We start from the raw sequence: 16,975 nt of genomic DNA, 5'->3' as shown, positions 1-16,975 counted from the left end.
CGGCAAGTGATGCCGACAACGGTTTACTGCGTCACAATTTTTAAGCGAAATGCGTAGCCGTGCTTGGTGTTCTTTCGACCATGGTCGAGAGCAACAGTTGCATCATCTCCGCGCTGACGTAGGGTCGTGAGCCATGTCCTTGTCGGTCGGGATCGAGATCCCCGGCGACGCAATCGGCGAATCCTCCCCCGGCCCCGGTATCGCTGGTCTGGCGCGCCGATTGGAGTCCGCCGGTGTGCATTACTGGGTGGTGGGCGCCGGCCGCGGCGAGCCGGCCGCCGGCGGGAAAACCAGCCTCGACCCATCCTTGGTCGCCACCGTCGCGGCCCGACACAGTACCGATCTGGGCCTGGTCGTCGCCGCCTCGGCACACCGCGACCATCCGTACAACCTGGCCCGCCGTCTGCTCTCGGTCGACCACGCGTCGCGGGGGCGGCTCGGCTGGTTCGCCCTCGATGCCGACCGGCGCATCGAGTTGAACGCCAGCGTCGACACCTGGACCGGCTCGGTCCTCGGCCCGACCCACACCGCGGAGGCGATAGCGGCGGTGCGAACGCTTTGGCGCACTTGGCCTTATGCGTCGGTAGTCGGTGACCGCGTGACCGGTTTGTTCGCTGACGCCGCGCAGATTCGGCACGCCGACGTGCGCGGCACGTACCGCATCACCGGACCACTCAATGTCCCCGGATCGCTGCAGGGCGACCTTCCGGTATGGCAGCAGGCCGGTCCGGCCACCGGGGAGGCGGATCTGATCGTCGTCGAGGACGGCGACCCCGTGCCGCCAGGCGCCGTTGTGCGATTGCGCGCGGTCGATCGTGCGGCGCTTGACCGGGTGAGCGCCACCGCAACCGCGTCCGGGGTGCTGCTGCGGGTGACACCGGATGCGCTGGCGGCGGTGCTAGACGGTGTCCTGGTCTCGGCCCGACACCGAGGTGTGGTCTCCGTGCCCGCCAGTGGCGTTCTGCGACAACGGCTTCGGCTACCGGCATCCGCCGGCCCTGACTTATCGACGCATCGACGCGCCTTCGACGCGCCTTATCCAGGAGCCAGGTGATGAGCGCGCGCGAACGTCGTCTCACGCTCAACGTGAACGTGTTGAACCTGGGTATCCACACCGCGTCGTGGCGGCGGTCCACCGAGGCGCCCACCGCGTTCACCGATCCCGGCTATTACGTGCGGATGGCCCGAATCGCCGAACGCGGCACCCTGGACGCCCTGTTCCTGGCTGACGGACCCGCTCTGCGTGACCACCCGGCACTGCGCCCGTCGCAGGCCCTGGAACCCAGCGTGATCCTGGCTTCCGTTGCGGCCGAGACCGATCACCTCGGGCTTATCGGCACGTTGTCGTCAACATTCAACGACCCGGTCGAACTCGCGCACCGGTTGCTCAGCCTCGATCAGCTCTCCGGCGGCCGGTTGGCGTGGAACGTCGTCACCACGTACTCGCAGGCCGCGGGCGGCAACTTCGGCCTCGCCGATCTGCCGGACCGGTTGAGCCGTTACCGGCGGGCCGCGGAGTTCGTCGACGTGGTGCTGGCGCTCTGGCGTGACACGGCGGCCGACGGCGGCGGCATCGAGCACCGCGGCGAATTCTTCACCGTCACTGGCTCATTGCCCCAGGGGCCGTCGCCGCAGGGGTATCCGCTGCTGGTCCAGGCCGGCGGGTCGCCGCAGGGCCGGGACCTGGCCGGCCGGGTTGCGGACGCGGTGTTCAGCGCGGAACTCGACTTGGACGCCGGCCTCGAGCACTACCGCTACGTCAAGGACGCCGCGGCCGCGCACGGCCGCGGACACGACGCGGTGCGCATCTTGCCCGGGCTGATCACCACGATCGGCAGCAGCCGCGCCGAGGCCGAACGGCGCTACGAAGAACAGAACGCCCTGTTGCCCGCCGGGCATGACGTGCAGCGGTTATCACAGACCCTCGGTGAGGATCTCGCACAGCTTCCCCTCGACGAGCCCATCCCGGCGCATCTGCTCACAACCGTTCCGGATGACTCGAAAATCGTTGGCTCACTGGGCTTTCGCGAATCGGTGGTGCGACTCGTCCAGCGGCGCGGGTTGACGCTGCGGCAGACCCTCCGCGAGTTCAGCGGATCGGGTCATCGCGTGATCGTGGGGTCGCCGGTCGACGTCGCCGACACGATCGAACGGTGGTTCCTCGCCGGGGCCGCCGACGGTTTCAACCTGATGCCCGATGTCTTTCCCGACGGCCTGGAAGTCTTCGTCGACGAGGTGGTTCCGATTCTTCGCTCTCGCGGCCTGTTTCGCACGTCATACGCGGAATCGACACTGCGGGAACGGCTCACCGGGAACCGATACACCGCCGCGGCCTAATCACGGGAGGGCGCCCGGCGTTGGCAGACCAGCTCCTTTCGGTAAACCTGGCGCTGCACGCCGAACAACACGGCTGGGCAGGTGCCCTGATCGCGCACTTCGCCGGCGCGGCGGCAACACTGGATCGACTCAACGACTGCAGGCTGTTCGTCAACGTCGTCAGCTGTGTCGACGACCCCGTGGCCTACGGCGACGCCGAATTCGACAAAGCGCGCCGCTGCGACCGCACCCGCGAATTCATCCGGCCACTCGGCGGCCACCTGGGCTCAGCGGATCAACGCGCTTAACGCACTGGCCAGACACATCGACGGCCCGTGCGGCACCGTCGGGCCTGCCCGCCGCGCCAGCCAAACCATTCCCAGCAGCGTGGTCAGCAGCGGCGCGGCCAGCGCGGCGGCGAACCACGCGTGGACGCCGAAACATCCGGTGAACGCGCCCAGGCCGATCGCCAGCTTCACATCACCGGCCCCCAGGCCGGCCGGCGCCCTCAGATGCACCAGCAGATACGCGCCGGCCAGGGCCGCGGCCCCGGCCAGGGCAGGCAAGGCGCGCCCGGTGCAACAGGCGGTCAGCAGGACCGCGCCGGCCCCGGGCAACGTCAACCAGTTCGGCAGTCGGCGTTGCCGGATGTCGTAGCAGCTCAGCGCTGCCAGCCAGACGACCACCACCACCGCCGCTGTTGCCCGCATGCGCGGCACGCTAATCCAGCGCAGCCAGAGCGCAAGTCATCGCCTCACGCGGCGCGGGCAGCCCGGTGAACTGCTCCACCTGCGCGAAGGCCTGGTGCAACAGCATCTGCACACCGTTGATCACCCGCCCACCCGCCGCGGCCACCGCGGCGGCCAGCGGCGTGGGCCAGGGGTCGTACACCGCGTCCAGCAGCACCGGAATCGCCGCGAAGACGCCGGCATACTGTGCAGCCACGTCGGCCGGAATGGTGCTGACCAGGACCTCCGCGGCCGCGACCTCGTCGGCCAGGCCGGCGCCGTCCAGCCGGGAGAACCGCGCCGGTATGCCGGCCCGGGCCCCCAAGTCCACCAGCCGGGCCGCCTTTTCCGGGTTGCGCGCCACGACGGTGATGCCGGCGACGCCGAGCTGTGCCAAGCCCGCGACCGCTGCGGGCGCCGTGCCGCCCGATCCACAGACCAGCGCCCATCCCGAGGCCGAGCCGATCGCACCGCTGACGCCGTCGATGTCGGTGTTGTCGGCCCGCCAGCCGCGGGGGGTGCGCACCAGGGTGTTGGCCGACCCCACCTGCTCGGCGCGATCGGTGCGCTCGTTGGCGAACCCCAGCGCGGCGAACTTGCCCGGCGCCGTCACCGACACACCGACCCACTCCGGCCCGAAGCCGCCGACCACGCCCGGCAATTGTTCGGCGCCGCACTCGATGCGCTCGTAGGTCCAATCGTCCAGGCCCAGCGCGCGGTAGGCGGCCAGGTGCAGTTGCGGGGATTTCGAGTGGGCGATCGGCGAGCCGAGGACGGCCGCTTTGCGGGAAGGCGCCGCGCTAGCGGGGCGTGCTGTCGAGGACACCGTTGTGCTTAGCCTGCTCGATATTGGCCAGATGCTGCTTGTAGTCCCTGGTGAACAGCGTGGTCCCCTGGGCGTCGATGGTGACGAAGTACAGCCAGTCACCCGGCTCGGGATGCTCGGCGGCATGCAGTGCGTCGATGCCGGGCGAACAGATCGCGGTGGCGGGCAGACCCGGGGAGACGTAGGTGTTCCACGGCGTCTTCTGGGCCCGGTCGGCGTCGCTGGTGGCCACCTCGCGGCGGTCCAGCGGATAGTTCACGGTCGAGTCGAATTCCAGCGTGTGGCGCGCGTTCAGCCGGTTGTAGATGACCTGCGCCACCTTCGCGAAGTCCTGCGAGTTGGATTCCTGCTGCACCAGCGAGGCCACCACCAGGATGTCGTAGGGCGACAACTTCATCGCCTGGGCGGTGTCCACGAGTCCCGACTGCATATAGACCGAGGCTCCGGCGCTGATCAGGTTCGCCAAGATGTCCTGGGGTGAGGCCGACGGATCGACGTTGAAGGTCCCGGGTGCGATCAGGCCCTCGATCCGGCGATGATCGGTGCCCAGCTCGGTGACCGGCTGAACCGCCCAGGCCGGCACCGACAACACACTGGGCGGGGTGTTGCCCGCCGCCGCGCGCAGGTCGTCCACCGAGATGCAGTGCTTGTTGCCGTCGAGGTCCACGCAGCTGGCGCGGGAGATCAGCGTCAGGATTCCGGGGTTGGCCTTGTTGGTCTTCATATCGGTGGTGTCGTCGAGCTGACGGCCCTCCGGAATGACCAGCTTGCCCACCCGGTTGCCGGGATCGGTCAGGCGCGCGACGGCCGAATCGGCCGGGATCTCGGTGCGCACCCGGTAGAAGCCCGGCTGGATCGAGTTGATCGCGGCGTTGCCGTGCGCGGCGTTAATGAATGCCCGGATGGTCTTGATCACGCCCTGGTTGTGCAGCGTTTCGCCGACCATCGTCGTCGAGTCACCGGCTTGTATCTGAATGACGATGTCGCGCTTGCCGGTTCCGCTGTAGTCGTCCCCGGTGCCGAACACCGTGTGCCACATCTTGGAGCCGACGAATACCGCGGCCACCACGATCACGACGAGCACGCCCAGGACGATGCGGCCGGTGAAACGCCGCCGCTTGCGCCCGCGCTCGGCCCGGTTCCGGGCGATGCGGCTCATCCGGTGCCGGGGTGGCCCGACCGCGGCCGGCTCGGCCCGTTCCCGCCGCACGCTATCCACCATCGATGACATCCCCCGCCGCAGGCCGCGCCAGCGTGGCCCGGCGCTCGTCGAGCCAGCTTTGCAGGATCGCCACGGCTGCCGCCTGGTCGATCACCGCGCGCTGCTCCTTGGATCGCACTCCCGCCGCGCGCAGTGCCCGCTGCGCGCTGACGGTGGTCAGTCGTTCGTCGGCGAACCGCACCGGCGTGGGCGTCACCCGCCGGGCCAGCGCCTCGGCCACTTCGATCGCATCGAGCGCCGACGGGCCGGTGCGGTCGGCCAGCGTCCGGGGCAATCCGACGATCACCTCGACCGCGTCCAGTTCGGCGACGAGCTGGGCCAGCCGTCGCACGTGTTTGCCGGACCGGTCCCGGCGCACCGTTTCCACCGGCGTGGCCAGGATGCCGTCGGGGTCGCTGGCGGCTACGCCGATGCGCACACTGCCCACGTCGATACCGAGGCTTCTCCCGGGTCGGCGGCCCCGACCCGGATTGTCCTGATTAGGGTCGCCGGGCCGGTCGGGCACGCGATGCTCTGCCAATTCCACTCAACCGACCCGCGCTATCGCGGCGATCTCGGAGCGGACCGCCTCCAGCGCCGCGTCGACGCCGGTCGGGTCCTTGCCCGAGCCCTGCGCCAGGTCGGGTTTGCCGCCGCCGCGGCCGTCGACGGCCGTGGCGAGCCGTTTCACCAGGTCATTGGCCCGGATCCCGAGGTCTTGGGCGGCCGGATTGGCGGCGACGGCGTATGGCACCGTTGCGCCCTCGTCCCCCGGAAGGACAGTGATCAGCGCGACCACCGCGGGGTCGCTGCCGAGCTTGCCCTTGATGTCGACGACGAGCGTACGCAGATCGGCCGCGGTCATCCCGCTCGACATCCGCTGCGCCACCACACGGACGTTACCGATCCGCTCCGAGCCGGCCGCGGCGTTCACCGCGGCGGCCCCCGCGCTGGCCAGCCGCGCGCGTTCGAGCTCCTTCTCGGCGGCCTTGAGCCGCTCGACCAGATTGGCGACCCGGGCGGGCACTTCTTCCGACGGCACCTTCAGCGATGACGCCAGCCCCGCCATCAGCGCCCGCTCCTTGGCCAGGTGCCGGAACGAGTCCAGCCCGACGTAGGCCTCCACCCGGCGCACCCCGGAACCGACCGAGGATTCACCCAGGATCGTCACCGGACCGATCTGCGCCGAATTGTGTACATGGGTTCCGCCGCACAGCTCCAGCGAGAACGGGCCGCCGATCTCCACCACCCGCACTTCGTCGGGATAGGCCTCGCCGAACATGGCCATCGCACCCATCGCCTTGGCCTTCTCCAGTTCCTCGAGGAACGTGTGCACTTCGAAGTCGGCCTGCACGGCCTCGTTGGTCACTTCCTCGACCTGAGTACGCTGCTCGTCGGACAGCGGCCCCTGCCAGTTGAAGTCGAAGCGCAGATAGCCCGGACGATTCAGTGATCCGGCTTGAACAGCGTTGGGCCCCAGTACCTGTCGCAGCGCGGCATGCACCATGTGGGTGCCCGAGTGACCTTGGGTGGCACCCTTGCGCCAGCCGGGGTCCACGGCCGCGACGACGCTGTCACCCTCCACGAATTCGCCAGACTCGACGTTAACCCGATGCGCGAACAAGGTTTTGGCGATCTTTTGAACGTCGGTCACCGCGGCACGTGCGCTCTCACCGGCACCCGTCCCGCTGATCGTGCCGACGTCGGCGATCTGCCCACCCGACTCGGCGTAGAGCGGCGTGCGGTCCAGAATCAGCTCCACGCGATCGGCGCCGACGCCGTCGGCGTGCGATACCACCGGAACCCGCTTGCCGTCGACGAAGATGCCCAGAATCCTTGCCTCGGAGCTCAATTCGTCGAAGCCGGTGAACTCGGTCGGGCCAGCGTCGACCAGCTCGCGGTAGGCGGTCAGGTCGGCGTGCGCGTGTTTGCGTGCGGCGGCATCGGCCTTGGCGCGGCTGCGTTGTTCGGCCATGAGTTCGCGAAAGCCGCCCTCGTCGACCTGCAGGCCGGCCTCGGAAGCCATCTCGAGAGTGAGCTCGATCGGAAAGCCGTAGGTGTCGTGCAGGGTGAATGCGTCCGAGCCGGAAACCACTGTGGCGCCAGCCGCTTTGGTGGTGGCTGCGACCTCGTCGAACAACTTCGAGCCCGACGTCAGCGTGCGGTTGAACGCGGTCTCCTCGGCGACGGCGATACGGCGGATCCGGTCGAAATCGGTGACGAGTTCGGGATAGGACGGGCCCATCGCGTCGCGCACGGTGGTCATCAGGTCGCCGACGATCGGGGTGTCGATGCCCAACAGCTTGGCCGAGCGGATCACCCGGCGCAGCAGCCTGCGCAGCACGTAACCGCGACCGTCGTTGCCCGGGCTCACGCCGTCGCCGATCAGGATCGCGGCGGTGCGGCTGTGGTCGGCGATGATGCGGTAGCGCACGTCGTCTTCGTGGTTGCCGGTGTCATAGGCCCGGGGTGCGCGGCCGGCCACGGTGTCGATGACGGGGCGCAGCAGGTCGGTCTCGTAGACGTTGTGCACGCGCTGCAGGATGAAGGCGACGCGCTCGATGCCCATGCCGGTGTCGATGTTCTTGCGCGGCAACGGCCCCAGGATTTCGAAGTCTTCCTTGCTGGTTCCCTCGCCGCGCTCGTTCTGCATGAACACGAGGTTCCAGATTTCGACGTAGCGGTCCTCGTTGACGATCGGACCGCCCTCGACGCCGAACTCCGGCCCGCGGTCGTAGTAGATCTCCGACGACGGCCCGCAGGGACCGGGGATGCCCATCGACCAATAGTTGTCGGCCATGCCGCGGCGCTGGATCCGCTCGGGTGGCAGGTTGGCGATCTCCCGCCAGAGGCCGGCGGCCTCGTCGTCGTCGAGATAGACCGTCGCCCAAAGCTTTTCCGGGTCCAGGCCGTAGCCACCTTCGGAGACGCTGTTGGTCAGCAAGTCCCACGCCAGCGCGATGGCCTCGCGCTTGAAGTAGTCGCCGAACGAGAAATTGCCGGCCATCTGGAAGAAGGTGTTATGCCGGGTGGTGATGCCCACCTCGTCGATATCCGGGGTGCGGATGCACTTCTGGATGCTGGTGGCCGTCGGGTAGGGCGGCGTGCGCGCGCCCAGGAAGAACGGGACGAACTGGACCATGCCGGCGTTGACGAACAGCAGGTTGGGGTCGTCGAGGATCACCGACGCGCTCGGCACCTCGGTGTGACCTGCCTTCACGAAATGATCAAGAAACCTTTTCCTGATCTCGTGTGTCTGCACTCTTTTCCGCTTCTTCCTATATCGGGAGGCTGTCTAACGACGCGTTTCGACCGCTCACAGTACCGGTCCCGGCGGCGTCGCCTACCTGGCAGCTAACCCTCCAAAAAGCTCAACCGCACCGACCGCTGGGGGTTGTCCCGGTTGAGGTCGACCAATACGACGCTTTGCCAGGTTCCCAGCTGCGGCTCGCCCGACGCGACCGGCACCGTCACCGATGGCGAGACGATCGCCGGCAACACGTGGTCGGCGCCGTGGCCGGCGGAGCCGTGTGCGTGCCGGTAGCGCTCGTCGCGCGGCAACAGCCGTTCCAGCGTGTCGACCAGATCGTCGTCGGAACCGGCGCCGGTTTCGATGATCGCGACCCCGGCTGTCGCGTGGGGGACGAACACGTTGCACAGGCCGTCCCCACAGGAGAAGCAAAACCTGCGCACCGCGTCGGTCAGATCCACGATGCGACGGCCGCTGGTGTCCACCTCGAGCACATCCGTATGCATCCGATCAAGACTACGGCGCGGCGGCGCTGACCAGCCAATCGTTTGTGAGCGCGGCCACACGAGGCGGACACGCCGCCACCACGCCGCGCGGCCATTGCCACCGCTAAGCGGTAGGAGGAAGGTAGTCCGTGGGACCGGTGGCGCCACCGGGGGCGCTGCCCCGAACTAGTTAGGGAGCCATCGTGTACGCACGTTCTTTCACGATCGACGGGCAACCCCTGTCCGTCGACATCGGAATTGCGCATGTTCGAGACATCGTCATGCGGGAAATGCAAGAACTCGACGGGTTTGTCGGGTTGTCGCTGCTGGTCGACCGGCAATCCGGCCGCTGTATCGCCACCAGCTCCTGGGAGACGATCGCGGCGACGCGCGCCAGCGCCGAGAAGGTCGCCATCATCCGCGACCACGTCGCATTGATGTTCGACGGCAGCGCGAGCGTCGAAGAGTGGCACATCGCTTTGCTGCAGCGCCGCCGCCGGTCGTCCGAGGGCGCGTTTGTGCGAGCCACCTGGCTCAAGGTGGTGCCCGATCAACTCGACCGGTCCCTGGACTTCTTCCGGATGGCGGTGCTCCCGGAGATGGAGAGTCTCGAGGGGTTCACCAGTGCCAGCCTGATGATCGACCACCCGGCCGGCCGGCGCGCGGTCTCGTGCTCGACGTTCGCCAGCCAGGAGGCGATGGCCCGCAACCGCGACGCCGCCAGCGAGCTGCGCAGCAGGCGGGCGCGCGACCTGGGTGCCGAGATCGTCGACGTCGCCGAGTTCGAGCTCGCGATCGCGCACCTGCGGGTGCCCGAGCTGGTCTGAACATGCCGGGCTGGGCTAGGCGCCGAGATCGACGTTAACGTGCCGTCTTCCGGCGTGTCTTCGCGCTAACGTCGATGTCGGCGTACAAAGCGCAGAGAGCTAACCGCGTCTGCCGCGGATGATCGCGCGCAGCCGCTCCAGCCGTCCGGTGATCCCGCGTTCGACACCGCGTCCGGTGGGCCGGTAGTAGTCGACGCCCACCAGCTCGTCCGGCGGATATTGTTGCGCGACAACGCCATCCGGGTGGTCGTGGGCGTATTTGTAGCCCTGCGCGTGGCCAAGTGCGGCCGCGCCCGAGTAGTGGCCATCGCGCAGCTGGGCCGGCACCAGACCCGCCTTGCCCGCCTTGATGTCGTTCATCGCCGCGGCCAATGCGGTGGTCACCGCGTTCGACTTCGGCGCGGTGGCCAGGTGAATGGTGGCGTGCGCCAACGTCAGTTGCGCCTCTGGCATGCCGATCAGCGCGACCGTCTGCGCGGCGGCGACCGCGATCTGCAGCGCCGTCGGGTCCGCCATGCCGATGTCCTCGCTGGCCAGAATCATCAGCCGGCGCGCGACGAACCGCGGATCCTCCCCCGCGACGAGCATGCGGGCCAGATAGTGCAGCGCCGCGTCGACGTCGGAGCCGCGCACCGACTTGATGAACGCGCTGATGACGTCGTAGTGCTGATCGCCGTCGCGGTCGTAGCGGACGGCGGCTTGGTCCAGCGATTGCTCGACGGCCGCCACCGTCAGCTCGCCACCCGTCGCGACGGCTTCGGCAGCGACCTCCAGCGCGGTCAGCGCGCGTCGGGCGTCGCCCGCGGCCAACTGCACCACCAGGTCGACGGCCTCGGGCTGCACGCCGATCTGGCCGCCCAGGCCCCGCGGATCGTCGATCGCGCGCTGCACCACGGTGCGGATGTCGTCGGCAGTCAGCGGCCGCAGCTGCAGGATCAGGGATCGAGACAGCAACGGCGCCACCACCGAGAAGGACGGATTCTCGGTGGTCGCCGCCACCAACAGGACCACCCGGTTCTCCACCGCGGACAACAACGCGTCCTGTTGGGTTTTGGAGAACCGGTGCACCTCGTCGATGAACAGCACCGTCTGCTCGCCGGCAAGGAGTGCCTTGCGCGCGCTATCTATGACCGCCCGGACGTCTTTGACGCCGGCCGACAACGCCGACAGGGCTTCGAACCTGCGTCCGGTCGCCTGCGACACCAACGCCGCCAACGTCGTCTTCCCGCTTCCCGGCGGGCCGTACAGAATGGCCGAGGCCACCCCCGAGCCCTCGACCAGGCGGCGCAGCGGCGAGCCGGGTGCCAGTAAATGGTCCTGCCCGACGACCTCGTCCAGCGATGCCGGCCGCATCCGCACCGCCAGCGGCGCACCGGCCGACACGGCCAGGGCATCGGGAGCCGTCCGCGATTCGCCGGGGAGGTCAAACAGACCGTCGGACACGGTTTCAGGCATACCACGCAAACCGGACAGATACGCGCGCCGGCGGCTGCGATACAAACGAGGGCCCCGACACAGGCAAAGGCCAAACCTCGCCCCGTAGCCGCATATTTGCTAAGTTCCGGGTTGCCAAGTTCCGTGCGTGTGCCCTACAAGGTAATCCGACAGCAAATTAGGACGGCAAATGAGCCAGCCCCCAGAACACCCAGGCGACCCGGCCGACCCCGTCGGCGGCAACGAGACCCCTCCGGACTACTCGACCCCGCCCCGCCACGCCGCGCCCGGGTATGGCACGCCGCCTCCGCCTCCCCCCGGCTACGGCCCGCCGCCGGGTTACGGAACGCCGCCCGCGCCGCCGCCCGGTTACGGGCCGCCACCGGGTTACGGAACGCCGCCACCCGGTTACGGCGCACCGCCGGCCGGCTACGGCGCACCCCCGGCCGGCTACCCGCCGCAGCCCGGCTTCGGCGGCCCGGTCGGTGCTCCGAGCACCCCGCGGTTCGACGTCGGTGAGGCGGTGAAGTGGGCGTGGGCCAAATTCATGCAGAACCCCGCGGCACTGATCGTTCCGGTCTTGGCCTACGGCGCCATCATCACCGCCTTCGCCCTTATCGCCGCGCTGCTGCCGATGGCCTTCGGTGAGACCACCAGTACCAGCTACACCAACAGCTACGGCGAGACCACCAGCGGCGTCGACGTCACCTACGGCCCGGCCTCGATCGCGGTCATGGTGGTCGGCTACGTCCTGGTCTTCGTCGCCGCGATCTACATGCACGCCGGGTTGACGACCGGCGCCCTGGACATCGCCGACGGCAAGCCGGTGGGCATCGGAACGTTCTTCAAGCCCCGCAATCTCGGCCCGGTGTTCGTCGCCGCGCTGCTGATCGCGTTCGGCACCGTGGTCGGATCGATCCTGTGCATCATCCCGGGCCTCATTTTTGCGTTCCTCACGTTGTTCGCCATCCCGTTCGTCGTCGACCGGTCGCTATCTCCCGTGGAAGCCATCAAGGCCAGCATCGCGACGACGCGGGCCAACATCGGCCCCGCGCTGCTGTCGTGGCTCGTGCAGTACGCGGTGGTGCTGGTGGGCGAACTGCTGTGCGGGGTGGGCATGATCGTCGCCATCCCGCTCGCGGCGCTGATCCAGATCTACACCTACCGCAAGCTTTCCGGCGGTCAGGTCGTTCCACTGGAACAGCCCGGTTACCAGCCGGGACCTCCCGCCGGTCCGCCACCCGGGCAGCAGTTCGCCTAGCAGGGCGTCTTCGCCGGCGAAGGCCAAGAAACTGGCTTCGGACAATCCTCGCTAGCCGGGCGCATATTTGCTAAGTTCCGGGTGGCCAAGTTCCGCGCGTGCACATGAGGACGGCAGATGAGCCAGCCCCCCGAGTATTCAGGCGAAACCGCCGACCCGAACGCTGGCAACCAGGGCCCGCCGGGCTACCCGCCGCCACCGCCATCGGGTTACGGCGCACCCGGTTATGGCGCGCCGGGATATGGCACACCCGGTTATGGCGCGCCGGGGTATGGCACACCCGGTTATGGCGCGCCGGGATATGGCACACCCGGTTATGGCGCGCCGGGGTATGGCACACCCGGTTATGGCGCGCCGGGGTATGGCGCCCCGCCGCCGGGCTACGCACCACCTCCGGGGAATGCACCCCCGCCGGGTTACGGCGCACCCCCGCCTCCCGGCTACGGTCCACCGCCCGGCTATCCACCGCAGCCGGGCTTCGGGGCCCCGCCGGCACCGCAATTCAGCGTGGGTGCGGCGTTGCGCTGGGCCTGGAACACGTTCACCAAAAATGCCGTCGCGCTGATCGTTCCGACCCTGGTCTACGGTTTGCTGTTCGCCGCGGCGTCGACCCTGAACTTCGTGGGCCAGAACATGACCTCGAACGTGACGCCCTACGACTCCTCCGACTACGACTTCGCCTTCGCGGCGAATCTCAGTCCCACCGGAATGGCCATCGTCGGGCTCGGCTACCTCGTCTCCCTGCTTGTGACCGCGTATGCCCAAGCCGCGTTCCTGTCGGGATGCCTGGATCTCGCGGACGGCCGGCCGGTGAGCATCGGATCGTTCTTCAAGCCGCGCAACCTCGGCATGGCGTTTCTCGCCGCATTCCTGGTCAGCGTTCTCACCTCGATCGGCTACGCCGCGTGCTTCGTTCCCGGCGTCGTCGTGGGGATCTTCACCCAGTTCACCATCCTGTTCGTGGTCGATCGCTCGCAGAACGCCCTCAAGGGGTTCGCGTCGAGCTTCTCGTTGGTCGGGTCGAATTTCGGCAGTGCGCTGCTGGTGTGGCTGGTGACGCTCGCCACGGGCATCGTCGGTGCGCTGGCCTGCGGCGTCGGCCTGGTGGTGGCGGCCCCCGTGATAGCCCTGATCCTGACCTACGCCTACCGCAAGCTTTCGGGAGGTCAGGTCGTGTCGGCCGACCAGCCCGGTTACCAGCCGGGACCGCCGGCCGGGCCGCCGTCGGAGCCGCTGCCCGCGTAGCCAGGCCGGCTCCGCTGACCGGCGGCGCGCTGCGGCGTCGCTGCCCGTGTGATGAGATCAGCGGTTATGAGCATCAAAGTTGCGCTGGAGCATCGCACCAGCTACACCTTTGACCGGCTGGTCAGAGTGTTCCCGCACGTCGTGCGGCTGCGCCCGGCCCCGCACTCGCGCACGCCCATCGAGGCCTACTCGCTGCGCATCGAGCCCGCCGACCACTTCATCAACTGGCAACAAGACGCGCTCGGCAATTTCCTTGCCCGGCTTGTGTTTCCGAACCCTATGCGGCAACTGACCATCACGGTAGGACTCATTGCCGACCTCAAGGTGATCAACCCGTTCGACTTCTTCATCGAAGAATGGGCCGAAACATGGCCTCCCGCTTCGGGGTTGATCTACCCCAAGGCGCTCGCCGAGGACCTCAAGCCGTATCTACGACCGGTCGACGAAGACCCCGAAGGATCCGGGCCCGGAGAGCTCGCGCAGGCATGGGTGCGCAACTTCTCGGTGCCCGACGGCACCCGCACCATCGATTTCCTGGTCGCGCTCAATCGTGCGGTCAACGCCGACGTCGCCTACAGCCTGCGGATGGAACCGGGAGTGCAGACGCCGGATTTCACGCTGCGCTCCGGCGTCGGTTCGTGCCGGGACTCGGCATGGCTGCTGGTATCGATCCTGCGCCAGTTCGGGCTGGCCGCCCGGTTCGTGTCCGGCTACCTGGTGCAGCTGGCCTCCGATATCAAGGCGCTCGACGGGCCGTCGGGCCCCGCCGCCGATTTCACCGACCTGCACGCGTGGACCGAGGTGTACATCCCCGGCGCGGGCTGGATCGGGCTCGATCCGACGTCGGGACTGTTCGCCGGCGAGGGCCACATCCCACTGGTGGCCTCGCCGCATCCGTCGGGCGCGGCACCGATCAGCGGCAGCACCGACCGGTGTGAGACCACCCTGGAGTTCTCCAACACCGTCACCCGCATCCACGAGGACCCGCGCGTCACGCTGCCCTACACCGACGCGGCGTGGGAGACGATCTGCGCGGTCGGCCGGCGCGTCGACGAACAGCTCGCCGCCGGTGACGTCCGGCTGACGGTCGGTGGCGAACCGACGTTCGTGTCGGTGGACAACCAGGTGGACGAGGAGTGGACGACAGCCGCCGACGGCCCGCACAAACGGGAACGTGCCTCCGAGCTGGCCGCCCGGCTGAAATCGGTGTGGGCGCCGCAGGCGCTGATCCATCGCGGACAGGGCCGATGGTATCCGGGAGAGCCGCTGCCGCGCTGGCAGATTGCGCTGTACTGGCGCACCGACGGGGTGCCGATGTGGAGCGACGACACACTGCTGGCCGACCCCTGGACACCAGAGCCGGCGCGTTCGACAGCGGATAGCGAGACGGCCTACGAGGTGCTGGCCGGGGTCGCCGAGAACCTGGGATTGCCCCTGTCCCAGGTGCGTCCGGCCTTCGAGGACCCGTTGGCCAGGGTCGCGGCCAAAGTCCGCCTGCCAATCGGCGATGCGGTCCAGGCCGGCGACGACCTCAGCGCCGACGACGCCGCCGCTCGCGCCGCGCTGCTGGCTCGCCTCGACGAAACCACCACGGCCCCGGCGGCATACGTGCTGCCCCTGCACCGCCGCGACGATGACCTCGGCTGGGCAAGCGCGAACTGGCGGCTGCGCCGCGGCCGCGTCGTGTTGCTCGAGGGAGATTCACCCGCGGGGCTGCGGCTCCCGCTGAGTTCGATCAGCTGGAAGGCGCCGCGACCGACGTTCGACGTCGATCCCACCGCCCCGCGTGGCGCGCTGCCGGCCGAGGCGACCAGCGCGGAGGCGGTCGACGACGACAGCGCGCCGCCGACCGCGATGGTCGCCGAGGCCCGCGACGGGCTGCTGTACCTGTTCATCCCGCCCACCGAGGCGCTGGAACACTTCGTCGACCTGATCGCCCGCGTCGAGGCCGCGGCGGCCAAGGCGCGCAGCCCCGTCGTGATCGAGGGCTACGGCCCACCGCCGGATCCGCGACTGCAGTCGACGACGATCACTCCCGACCCCGGCGTCATCGAAGTCAACATCGCGCCCACCGCCAGTTTCGACGAACAACGACAACAGCTCGAAACCCTTTACGAGCAAGCCCGATTGGCCCGGTTAGCCACGGAGTCGTTCGACGTCGACGGCAGCCACGGCGGCACCGGCGGCGGCAACCACATCACCCTCGGCGGGGTGACGCCGGCCGACTCGCCACTGCTGCGCCGCCCGGATCTGTTGGTTTCGCTGCTGACCTACTGGCAGCGGCACCCCTCGCTGTCGTATCTGTTCGCCGGCCGCTTCGTCGGCACCACCTCGCAGGCTCCCCGGGTCGACGAAGGCCGCGCCGACGCGCTGTACGAACTCGAGATCGCGTTCGCCGAGATCGCCCGGCTCTCGGCTTCCAAGGACGGCCGGCCGCAACCGTGGGTAACCGACCGCGCGCTGCGGCACCTGTTGACCGACATCACCGGCAACACTCATCGCGCCGAATTCTGCATCGACAAGCTCTACAGCCCCGACAGCCCCCGCGGCCGGCTTGGGCTGCTGGAGCTGCGCGGGTTCGAGATGCCGCCCCATCTGCGGATGGCGATGGTGCAGTCGCTGCTGGTGCGTTCGCTGGTGGCCTGGTTCTGGGACGAGCCGCTGCGTGCTCCCCTGATCCGGCACGGCGCCAACCTGCACGGCCGATACCTGTTGCCACACTTTCTGATACACGACATTGCCGACGTGGCCGCCGATCTGCGCGCGCACGGCATCGCGTTCGAGACCAGCTGGCTGGACCCGTTCACCGAATTTCGCTTCCCGCGCATCGGCACCGCCGTCTTCGACGGTGTGGAGATCGAGCTGCGCGGAGCGATCGAGCCGTGGAACACCCTCGGCGAGGAATCCACCGCGACCGGTACCGCCCGCTACGTCGACTCGTCGGTCGAGCGTCTGCAGATCCGCATCATCGGCGCCGACCGGCACCGCTACGTCGTGACCTGCAACGGCTATCCGGTGCCGTTGCTGGCCACCGACAACCCCGACATCCACGTGGGCGGGGTCCGGTACAAGGCGTGGCAGCCGCCCAGCGCGCTACACCCGACGATCACCACCGACGTGCCGTTGCAGTTCGAGCTCGTCGACGTCACGTCCGGAACCGCTCGCGGCGGCTGCACCTATCACGTCGCCCATCCCGGCGGACGCGCCTACGACGAACCACCCGTCAACGCCGTCGAGGCCGAGGCGCGCCGCGCCCGCCGGTTCGAGGCGACCGGCTTCACCCCGGGCAAGCTCGACTTGTCGGACATCCGGGAGAAGCAGGCCCGGATATTCACCGATATCGGCGCGCCGGGCATTCTCGACCTGCGGCGCGTGCGTACCGTGCAGCAGTAATGGCGTTTG

General features: G+C 68.6%; 13 protein-coding genes and 1 pseudogene. 7 read left to right on the top strand and 7 right to left on the bottom strand.

The genetic code is table 11. The features are described from left to right. Positions 1-133 precede the first annotated feature (133 nt). From OK015_RS12565 to OK015_RS12555, 3 genes and pseudogenes are all read left to right on the top strand, one after another. On the top strand, positions 134-1,054 hold the full coding sequence (locus tag OK015_RS12565; RefSeq protein ID WP_268131835.1) for an LLM class flavin-dependent oxidoreductase: 921 nt from the start codon (positions 134-136) through the stop codon (positions 1,052-1,054). Continuing rightward, complete coding sequence (locus OK015_RS12560; RefSeq protein ID WP_268131833.1) at positions 1,054-2,337, top strand: NtaA/DmoA family FMN-dependent monooxygenase; 1,284 nt, start codon at positions 1,054-1,056, stop codon at positions 2,335-2,337. Before OK015_RS12565 ends, OK015_RS12560 begins: the two co-directional genes overlap by 1 nt. Next, positions 2,277-2,588 (top strand): annotated as a pseudogene (locus OK015_RS12555) (hypothetical protein); the annotation flags it as partial. The gene OK015_RS12560 and the pseudogene OK015_RS12555, both read left to right, overlap by 61 nt. 15 nt (positions 2,589-2,603) lie before the next feature. On the opposite strand, the gene OK015_RS12550 reads toward OK015_RS12555, so the two are convergent. The 6 genes from OK015_RS12550 to OK015_RS12525 form a co-directional block, all read right to left on the bottom strand. Next, a complete protein-coding gene (locus tag OK015_RS12550) occupies positions 2,604-3,026 on the bottom strand; it encodes an A24 family peptidase (protein WP_268131830.1) in 423 nt (140 codons plus the stop codon). A 10-nt stretch (positions 3,027-3,036) separates the two neighbouring features. Next, positions 3,037-3,870: a shikimate dehydrogenase gene (locus OK015_RS12545; RefSeq protein ID WP_268131828.1), complete on the bottom strand. Its 834-nt coding sequence runs from the start codon at positions 3,868-3,870 to the stop codon at positions 3,037-3,039. Next, a complete protein-coding gene (locus OK015_RS12540; protein ID WP_268131825.1) occupies positions 3,845-5,092 on the bottom strand; it encodes an endolytic transglycosylase MltG in 1,248 nt (415 codons plus the stop codon). Before OK015_RS12540 ends, OK015_RS12545 begins: the two co-directional genes overlap by 26 nt. Then, on the bottom strand, positions 5,082-5,618 hold the full coding sequence (ruvX, locus tag OK015_RS12535) for a Holliday junction resolvase RuvX (RefSeq protein WP_268131824.1): 537 nt from the start codon (positions 5,616-5,618) through the stop codon (positions 5,082-5,084). The genes OK015_RS12540 and ruvX overlap by 11 nt, the downstream gene beginning before the upstream one ends. Then, a complete protein-coding gene (alaS, locus tag OK015_RS12530; protein ID WP_268131822.1) occupies positions 5,619-8,333 on the bottom strand; it encodes an alanine--tRNA ligase in 2,715 nt (904 codons plus the stop codon). Positions 8,334-8,425: 92 nt separating this feature from the next. After that, the gene (locus tag OK015_RS12525; protein ID WP_268132680.1) at positions 8,426-8,815 is read right to left on the bottom strand and encodes a secondary thiamine-phosphate synthase enzyme YjbQ; all 390 of its coding nucleotides are present in this window, start codon (positions 8,813-8,815) and stop codon (positions 8,426-8,428) included. A 194-nt stretch (positions 8,816-9,009) separates the two neighbouring features. Here OK015_RS12525 and OK015_RS12520 point away from each other — a divergent pair, with 194 nt between their 5' ends. Further along, positions 9,010-9,633 (top strand): hypothetical protein, encoded by a 624-nt coding sequence (locus OK015_RS12520; RefSeq protein WP_268131821.1) that lies wholly within the window; start codon positions 9,010-9,012, stop codon positions 9,631-9,633. Positions 9,634-9,732: 99 nt separating this feature from the next. Here the strand turns inward: OK015_RS12520 and OK015_RS12515 are convergent, their stop codons facing one another. Continuing rightward, positions 9,733-11,088: a replication-associated recombination protein A gene (locus OK015_RS12515; RefSeq protein ID WP_268131819.1), complete on the bottom strand. Its 1,356-nt coding sequence runs from the start codon at positions 11,086-11,088 to the stop codon at positions 9,733-9,735. Between the two features lie 169 nt (positions 11,089-11,257). On the opposite strand from OK015_RS12515, the gene OK015_RS12510 reads away from it, so the two are divergent. The 3 genes from OK015_RS12510 (at position 11,258) to OK015_RS12500 (ending at position 16,966) form a co-directional block, all read left to right on the top strand. Next, positions 11,258-12,328, top strand: a complete 1,071-nt coding sequence (locus OK015_RS12510) for a hypothetical protein (RefSeq protein ID WP_268131817.1) — start codon at positions 11,258-11,260, stop codon at positions 12,326-12,328. 117 nt (positions 12,329-12,445) lie between these two features. After that, on the top strand, positions 12,446-13,573 hold the full coding sequence (locus OK015_RS12505; RefSeq protein WP_268131815.1) for a hypothetical protein: 1,128 nt from the start codon (positions 12,446-12,448) through the stop codon (positions 13,571-13,573). Positions 13,574-13,639: 66 nt separating this feature from the next. Beyond that, positions 13,640-16,966, top strand: coding sequence for a transglutaminase family protein (locus OK015_RS12500; protein WP_268131814.1), 3,327 nt, complete (start codon positions 13,640-13,642; stop codon positions 16,964-16,966). Positions 16,967-16,975: the final 9 nt, after the last annotated feature.

The sequence above is a fragment of the Mycobacterium sp. Aquia_216 genome, from assembly GCF_026723865.1.
Lineage (GTDB): Bacteria > Actinomycetota > Actinomycetes > Mycobacteriales > Mycobacteriaceae > Mycobacterium.
Note: the sequence above shows the minus strand (reverse complement) of the source record. Positions and strands in the feature narration are given on the sequence as shown.